Source organism: Pseudomonas sp. UBA6315, from assembly GCF_002438125.1.
Taxonomy (GTDB): Bacteria; Pseudomonadota; Gammaproteobacteria; order Pseudomonadales; family Pseudomonadaceae; genus Aquipseudomonas; species Aquipseudomonas faucium.
The window spans coordinates 1-8,083 of record NZ_DJTF01000031.1; the positions used below are offsets into that span (position 1 = coordinate 1).

Consider the following 8,083-nt stretch of genomic DNA (forward strand, 5'->3'; position numbering starts at 1 on the left):
GCCTTCATGAAGTTCTTCACCCGGTCGGAGGCGAAGATGCGCATCAGGCTGTCTTCCAGCGACAGGTAGAAGCGGCTCGAACCCGGGTCGCCCTGACGGCCGGAACGGCCACGCAGCTGGTTGTCGATACGGCGCGATTCGTGGCGCTCGGAGGCGATCACGTGCAGGCCGCCCGACTCGATCACCTGCTGGTGACGCTTCTGCCAATCGGCCTTGATCTGGGCAATCTGCTCGGCGCTCGGGTTTTCCAGGGCCGCCACTTCGGCTTCCCAGTTGCCGCCCAGGAGAATGTCGGTACCACGGCCGGCCATGTTGGTGGCGATGGTCAGTGCACCCGGCGCACCGGCCTGGGCGATGATCTCGGCTTCCTTCTCGTGGTACTTGGCGTTGAGCACCTTGTGGTCGATACCTTCCTTCTTCAGCAGGTTCGACATGTGCTCGGAAGTTTCGATGGTCGCCGTACCCACCAGCACCGGGCGACTCAGGGCCATGCTTTCCTTGATGTCGGCAATGATCGCGGCGTACTTCTCGTCGGCGGTCAGGTACACCAGGTCGTTGAAGTCCTTGCGCGCCAGCGGCTTGTTCGGCGGGATGACCATCACGTTGAGGCCGTAGATCGACTGGAACTCGAACGCTTCGGTGTCGGCGGTACCGGTCATGCCGGACAGCTTGGTGTAGAGGCGGAAGTAGTTCTGGAAGGTGGTCGACGCCAGGGTCTGGCTCTCGGCCTGGATGTTCAGGTTCTCTTTCGCCTCGATGGCCTGGTGCAGGCCCTCGGACAGGCGACGGCCCGGCATGGTACGGCCGGTGTGCTCGTCGATCAGCAGGACCTGGCCGTCCTGGACGATGTACTCGACGTTGCGGTGGAACAGCTTGTGCGCACGCAGGCCAGCGTAGACGTGGGTCAGCAGGCCCAGGTTGTGCGCCGAGTAGAGGCTCTCGCCTTCGGCCAGCAGGCCGGCCTGGGTGAGCATCTCTTCGATGAACTGGTGACCGGCTTCGTTGAGCTCGACCTGGCGGCTCTTCTCGTCGATGGTGAAGTGGCCTTCCTGGGTGACCTGGCCTTCGACTTCTTCGATGTGCTGGGTCAGGCGCGGGATCAGGCGGTTGATCTCGATGTACAGCTTGGAGCTGTCTTCGGCCTGGCCGGAAATGATCAGCGGGGTACGGGCTTCGTCGATGAGGATCGAGTCGACTTCGTCGATCACGGCGAAGTTCAGGTCGCGCTGGAACTTCTCTTCCTGGCTGAACGCCATGTTGTCGCGCAGGTAGTCGAAGCCGAATTCGTTGTTGGTGCCGTAGGTGATGTCGGCGGCATAGGCGGCGCGCTTCTCTTCCGGCGGCTGGAAGGCCGAGACGATGCCCACGGACAGGCCGAGGAATTCGTACAGCGGGCGCATCCAGTTGGCGTCACGACGGGCCAGGTAGTCGTTGACCGTGACCACGTGCACGCCTTTGCCGGACAGCGCGTTGAGGTAGACGGCCAGGGTACCGACCAAGGTCTTGCCTTCACCGGTACGCATTTCTGCGATCATGCCCTCGTGCAGGGTCATGCCGCCGATCAGCTGCACGTCGAAGTGGCGCATGCCCATCACGCGCTTGCCGGCCTCGCGGGCCACGGCGAAGGCTTCGGGCAGCAGTTGGTCCAGTGTCTCGCCTTTGGCCAGGCGCTCCTTGAACTCTGCGGTCTTGGCGCGCAGTTGCTCATCGGAGAGGGCGACCATTTTCTCTTCGAAGGCATTGACGATGTTCACCGTCTTGAGCATGCGTTTGACTTCACGCTCGTTCTTGCTTCCAAAAAGTTTCTTTAACAAAGGCGCAAACATATCGGCAGGATCTTCCACACGTAGGGATGGAGGGCGGCCCCATGAGTCGCCCGTGCAGCCCTGAGGCCGCATGCGAACGAGCATTCTACCCGGAAACGATGGTGAGGAAAGTGGTGGATTTCCACGATGCTGGCACAGCGCTTTAGGCGGGGCTTTTCTAAGATAGGGGCATTTTCCCTGAGTTCAACCCAGGGGATGATGAAACGTATTGAGAATGCGTCTTGCAGGTGCCTGCGTCTTGCCGGTGGTACAGACGACAGAGGTGTTAGACTGGCGATCTTGTAACCTCATGCGTACCTCCATGGCCTTCAAACCCTCCCCCGCCCAGCCGCCGTCCGCCTTGCTGCGCCAGGTTCGCCCGCTGCGCCTGCTGCTCAACCAGGCCGAACGCCTGGAACACTTGCAGCGTCTGCTGGAAAGCCAGCTGCAGCCGGCTGCGCGCCAGCATTGCCATGTCGCCTCGTGGCGCGATGGCACCCTGTTGCTGGTGGTCACCGACGGGCATTGGGCCACGCGCCTGCGCTACCAGCAGAAACGGCTGATGCGCCAGCTCCAGGCACTCGAGGCCTTCGGCAACCTGCAACGCATCCTGTACAAGGTGCAGCCGCCGCTGGTGCCGGCCAAGCGCGGCGGCAATACCACCGAGCTGTCGCACAACGCCGCCGAAAGCATTCGCGATACCGCCGAAGGCATCGCCGACCCCAAGTTGCGCGAAGCACTCGAGCGCCTGGCCGCCCACGCCAAGGGCAAGCCATAAAAAAGGCCACCCGAAGGTGGCCTTAATGAACTAGAGAGTGTTCGAACTTACACGGCCGCAACAGGGCGCATGTACGAGATCGGTGCCGTGCTGGCATCTTCGAAAGTGACCACTTCCCAGGCATCGGTTTCAGCAATGAGCTTGCGCAGCAGCTGGTTGTTCAGCGCGTGTCCGGACTTGTAGCCCTTGAACTCGCCGATCAGGCTGTTGCCCAGCAGGTAGAGGTCGCCGATGGCGTCGAGGATCTTGTGCTTGACGAATTCGTCTTCATAGCGAAGGCCGTCTTCGTTGAGCACGCCGTCTTCATCGACCACGATGGCGTTCTCGACACTGCCACCCAACGCAAGGTTGTGCTTGCGCAGGTACTCGATGTCACGCATGAAACCAAAGGTGCGGGCGCGGCTGACTTCCTTCACGAACGACGTGCTGGAAAAGTCGACGCTGGCACTCTGGGTCCGACCGCTGACGACCGGATGATCGAAGTCGATCTCGAAGCTCACCTTGAACCCTTCGAAAGGCAGGAAGGTAGCGCGCTTGTCGCCGTCCTCCACTGTCACTTCACGCAGGATGCGGATGAACTTCTTGGCTGCGTCCTGTTCTTCCAGGCCGGCAGACTGAATCAGGAATACGAAGGGACCGGCGCTGCCATCCATGATCGGCACTTCCGAGGCGGAGAGCTCGACGTAGGCGTTATCGATGCCCAGGCCCGCCATGGCGGAGAGCAGGTGCTCGACCGTATCGACTTTGACGTCACCGTTGACCAGTGTGGTGGACATGGTGGTCTCACCGACATTGGCCGCACGCGCCGGGATTTCGACCACAGGGTCGAGGTCGGCGCGACGGAAGACGATGCCGGTATCGACAGGCGCAGGCTTGAGGGTCAGGTAGACCTTCTCCCCGGAGTGCAGGCCGACGCCTGTGGCACGGATGGTATTCTTCAGGGTGCGTTGTCTAATCATGGCATTGGCCGCTTCAGCGCAAATTGCGAACAGGTATCAACAAAGGCTGGGGATGATAACAGACCCGGCCTTTGCTGAACACCAATCACCCTTATACCCCTGATAAATTCCATTAATCAGCCTGACGACGCAGGAAGGCTGGGATATCCAGGTAGTCCAGGTCATCCTGAGGGTTGAGTTTAGCTGCCGCTGCGGCACCTGCGTGGGCCTGGTTGCGCATCACGGTCGGGCGCTCCAGGTCACGGTAGTTGACCGCTGGCTGCTCCTGGCGTACCGGGGCCGGGTTGGAGGCCTCGTAAGCCTGCTGGGCGGTCTGCAGGGTGTTGTCGACGACCTTGACCGGCTTCTCGATGCGCGCGCCCAGGCCAGTGGCCACCACGGTCACGTGCAGCTCGTCACGCATGTCGGGGTCGATCACGGTGCCGACCTTGACCATCGCGTGGTCGGAGGCGAAGGCTTCGATGATGCTACCCACATCGGAGTATTCACCCAGCGACAGGTCAGGACCTGCGGTGATGTTCACCAGGATGCCGCGGGCGCCCTGCAGGTTGACGTCTTCGAGCAGCGGGTTGCGGATTGCCGCTTCGGTGGCTTCGCGCGCGCGGTTCGGGCCGCTTGCGCAACCGGTACCCATCATCGCCATGCCCATTTCGCCCATCACGGTGCGCACGTCGGCGAAGTCGACGTTGATCATGCCTGGGCGCTTGATGATGTCGGAGATACCGCGAACGGCACCGGCCAGTACATCGTCGGCCTTGGCAAAGGCGGACAGCAGGCTGGCATCCTTGCCCAGGATGGTCAGCAGCTTCTCGTTGGGGATGGTGATGAGCGAGTCGACGCTCTCAGCCAGCATGCGGATGCCTTCATCGGCGATCTGCATACGTTTGCGGCCCTCGAACGGGAACGGACGGGTCACCACCGCAACGGTGAGGATGCCCATTTCCTTGGCCACTTCGGCGATGATCGGCGCCGCACCGGTACCGGTACCGCCGCCCATGCCGGTGGTGATGAACACCATGTTGGTGCCCTGCAGCACCTCGGCGATGCGCTCACGGTCTTCCAGCGCGGCCTGACGGCCGACTTCCGGATTGGCACCGGCACCCAGACCCTTGGTCACGCCGGTACCCAGTTGCAGGATGGTGCGTGCGCCGATGTTTTTCAGCGCCTGGGCATCGGTGTTGGCGCAGATGAACTCGACGCCTTCGATGCTGCTCTTCACCATGTGGTTGACGGCGTTGCCGCCGCCACCGCCGACGCCGATCACCTTGATGACCGGACTTTGCGGGACGTTGTCTACGAGCTCGAACATTTTCCCTCTCCTTACAGTTCTCTAGTTGTCGCGCCTACCACTACTGCTTTGAAACTTAGAAGTTGCCCTGGACCCACCGCTTGAAGCGCTCAAGCACTGGGGCCTTCGGTTCATCGCCATAGCTGTTGTTGCTGCTGTTGCTGTTACCGGTCAGGACCATGTCCTCGGACTGCTTGAGCAGGCCGTAGGTGAGCAGGCCCACGCCGGTGGAATAGATCGGGTTGCGCACCACGTCGCTCAGCCCCCGAACGCTGTGCGGTACGCCCAGGCGTACCGGCATGTGGAAGATTTCCTCGGCCAGTTCCACGGCACCTTCCATCTTCGCGGTGCCGCCGGTGAGAACGATGCCGGCTGGCACCAGGTCCTCGTAGCCGCTGCGGCGCAGTTCGGCCTGGATCAGGGTGAAGAGCTCGTCGTAACGTGGCTCCACCACCTCGGCCAGGGCCTGACGCGACAGCTCGCGCGGTGGGCGATCACCCACGCTCGGCACCTTGATGGTCTCGCCGGCGCCGGCCAGTTTGGCCAGGGCGCAGGCGTAGCGGATCTTGATTTCTTCGGCGTACTGGGTCGGCGTACGCAGGGCCATGGCGATGTCGTTGGTGACCTGGTCGCCGGCAATCGGGATCACTGCGGTGTGGCGGATCGCACCCTCGGTGAAGATGGCGATGTCGGTGGTGCCGCCGCCGATGTCCACCAGGCACACGCCCAGCTCTTTCTCGTCATCGGTCAGCACCGAGTAGGCCGAAGCCAGCTGCTCGAGGATGATGTCGTCGATTTCCAGGCCGCAGCGGCGCACGCACTTCTCGATGTTCTGCGCCGCGTTGACCGCGCAGGTGACCACGTGGACCTTGGCTTCCAGACGTACGCCAGACATGCCCAGCGGCTCGCGCACGCCTTCCTGGTTATCGATCACGTAGTCCTGCGGCAGCGTGTGCAGCACGCGCTGGTCGGCCGGAATGGCCACGGCCTGGGCGGCGTCGAGCACACGCTCGAGGTCGGCAACGCTGACTTCACGGTCGCGGATGGCGACGATGCCGTGGGAGTTCAGGCTGCGGATGTGGTTGCCGGCCACGCCGACGAACGCCGAGTGGATGCGGCAGCCGGCCATCAGCTGGGCTTCTTCCACCGCGCGCTGGATCGACTGCACGGTCGACTCGATGTTCACCACCACGCCTTTTTTCAAGCCGCGGGACGGATGGGTGCCGATACCCACGATCTCGAGGGTGCCGTCTTCGCCCACTTCACCCACCAGCGCCACCACCTTGGAGGTGCCAATGTCCAGCCCGACGATCATTTTTCCGCTATGCGCGTTTGCCATGGTCCTGCCTCTCTCTAATTCTTCGCAACGGCGGGTTTGGCCGTCGTCGGTGCGTTCGGTTCCCGCCAACCAACGGCAAGTCCGTTGGAGTAACGCAGATCAATGCGGGCGATATTGGTGATCTGCTCTTTGAGTGTCTTGTCGTAAATGGCAATGAAACGGCGCATCTTCTCCACCAGATGGTCGCGCCCCAACAGCAGCTCGATGCCTGGCCCGGCGCTGCTCGCACCTGTGGTCAGGAACCAGCTGCCACGCTCGCGCAGCTCCAGGCGAGCAATGGAAAAGCCCATGGGGCGCAGCATCTGGCTCAATACCTGATACTGCTGCATGACTTGTTGCTGGGCACGTTGCGGCCCGGCCAACTGCGGCAAGTGCTCGTAGTTGGCCAGTTCGCGCGGGGTGAAGGCCTGGCCCTGGTTGTTGAGCAGGGCCTCGTCACCCCAGCGTGCCACCGGCAGCTGTTCTTCCAGGCGAATCACCACTTCGTCCGGCCACACCCGGCGCACTTCGGCGTGGGCGATCCACGGCATCTGCTCGAGCTCGGCACGCATAGCCGTGAGGTCGACGCTGAAGAAGCTCGCCGCCACATACGGCGCAATGCGCTGCTGCACCGACTGCTGGCTGATGTAGCTGAGGTCACCCTGCACGTCGATCTTGGTGATCGGCCGGTCGGCATAAGGCATCAGGCGGATGGCGCCCTCATAGGCGCCGAAGCCTGCAGCCACCAGCACGATCGGCCACAGCAGGCGCTTGAGGCCGCCCAGGCTGGGCCGCGGCAGGCGCGCCGATACGGGCTCGTCGGCCACCAGTCGGCTGGCACCGCGCGGCACCGGCTTGCTACGGCCGGTAACGGGTTGCTGCTGACGTATCATTGCGCCTTGCATGATGGTTAACCTCGCGTCGCAACGCTTTCAGCCAGGATCGCCAGCACCAGTTGCTGGAAGTCCAGGCCGGCCGCGCGGGCCGCCATGGGCACCAGGCTATGATCAGTCATGCCCGGTGCGGTGTTGACTTCGAGCAGCCAGAACCGGCCCTGCTCGTCCTGCATCACGTCCAGCCGGCCCCAGCCTTCGATGCCAATGGCATCGCAGGCGCGCGCGGTCAGGTCGATCAGTTCCTGTTCCTTGGCACTGTCCAGGCCGCACGGGATGCGGTACTGGGTGTCATTGGCGATGTACTTGGCGTCGTAGTCGTAGAACACGTGCGGAGTACCCAGGGCGATCGGCGGCAGCACCTGGCCACGCAGAACGGCGATGGTGAACTCCGGGCCGTGAATCCATTGCTCGACCAGGACTTGCGAATCGTATTGGGCGGCATCCTTCCAGGCGGCGACCAGCTCTTCCACGCTGTTCACCTTGGCCATGCCGATGCTGGAACCTTCATGGGCCGGTTTGACGATCAACGGGAAGCCCAGTTCCGTACCGGCGGCAACACAATCGTGTTCGCTGCCCAGTACCGCGTGGCGCGGGGTCGGAATACCCAGGCTCTGCCACACCTGCTTGGTGCGCAGTTTGTCCATCGCCAGCGCCGAAGCGAGGATGCCGCTGCCGGTGTAGGGGATGCCCAGGCACTCGAGCAGGCCCTGCATGCTGCCGTCCTCACCGCCACGGCCGTGGAGGATGATGAAGGCACGGTCGATCTTCTCGTTCTGCAGGCGAGCCAGCAGGTCGTCACCGACGTCGATGCCGACCACGTCCACACCGGCAGTGGTCAGCGCGTCGAGCACCGCTGCGCCAGACTTCAGCGACACCTCACGCTCGGCGCTCTTGCCGCCGTACAACACGGCCACGCGGCCGAACGCTTTCACGTCCAGGGTCGAGTGCAGTTGTTCGTAGGCGCTGGTCATTTCGACTTCTCCTGCTTGGCGCCAGCGAACAGCGGGCTTTTCATCAGTTGCGGGGCCAGGCCACCGAC

Annotated in this window: 7 protein-coding genes; 1 reads left to right on the forward strand and 6 read right to left on the reverse strand. The window is 62.9% G+C overall.

The annotated features are described in order from the left end of the window. On the reverse strand, nt 1-1,826 hold a 1,826-nt coding region (gene secA, locus B3E94_RS03680; RefSeq protein WP_286912364.1), incomplete at its 3' end, for a preprotein translocase subunit SecA. A gap of 301 nt (nt 1,827-2,127) precedes the next feature. Between secA and B3E94_RS03685 the strand changes: the two genes are divergently transcribed. Continuing rightward, the gene (locus tag B3E94_RS03685; protein ID WP_236235245.1) at nt 2,128-2,583 is read left to right on the forward strand and encodes a DUF721 domain-containing protein; all 456 of its coding nucleotides are present in this window, start codon (nt 2,128-2,130) and stop codon (nt 2,581-2,583) included. Nucleotides 2,584-2,630: 47 nt separating this feature from the next. Here the strand turns inward: B3E94_RS03685 and lpxC are convergent, their stop codons facing one another. The 5 genes from lpxC to B3E94_RS03710 all read right to left on the reverse strand — a co-directional run bounded on the left by lpxC (nt 2,631) and on the right by B3E94_RS03710 (nt 8,015). Then, on the reverse strand, nt 2,631-3,542 hold the full coding sequence (gene lpxC / locus B3E94_RS03690) for a UDP-3-O-acyl-N-acetylglucosamine deacetylase (RefSeq protein WP_176512397.1): 912 nt from the start codon (nt 3,540-3,542) through the stop codon (nt 2,631-2,633). Between the two features lie 112 nt (nt 3,543-3,654). Continuing rightward, nucleotides 3,655-4,851 (reverse strand): cell division protein FtsZ, encoded by a 1,197-nt coding sequence (ftsZ, locus tag B3E94_RS03695; protein ID WP_003251871.1) that lies wholly within the window; start codon nt 4,849-4,851, stop codon nt 3,655-3,657. 55 nt (nt 4,852-4,906) lie between these two features. Further along, on the reverse strand, nt 4,907-6,169 hold the full coding sequence (gene ftsA, locus B3E94_RS03700) for a cell division protein FtsA (protein ID WP_008097595.1): 1,263 nt from the start codon (nt 6,167-6,169) through the stop codon (nt 4,907-4,909). A 14-nt stretch (nt 6,170-6,183) separates the two neighbouring features. Continuing rightward, entirely contained in the window at nt 6,184-7,053 is an 870-nt protein-coding gene (locus B3E94_RS03705; protein WP_079226643.1) for a cell division protein FtsQ/DivIB, read from the reverse strand. 5 nt (nt 7,054-7,058) lie between these two features. After that, entirely contained in the window at nt 7,059-8,015 is a 957-nt protein-coding gene (locus tag B3E94_RS03710) for a D-alanine--D-alanine ligase (protein ID WP_079226642.1), read from the reverse strand. Nucleotides 8,016-8,083: the final 68 nt, after the last annotated feature.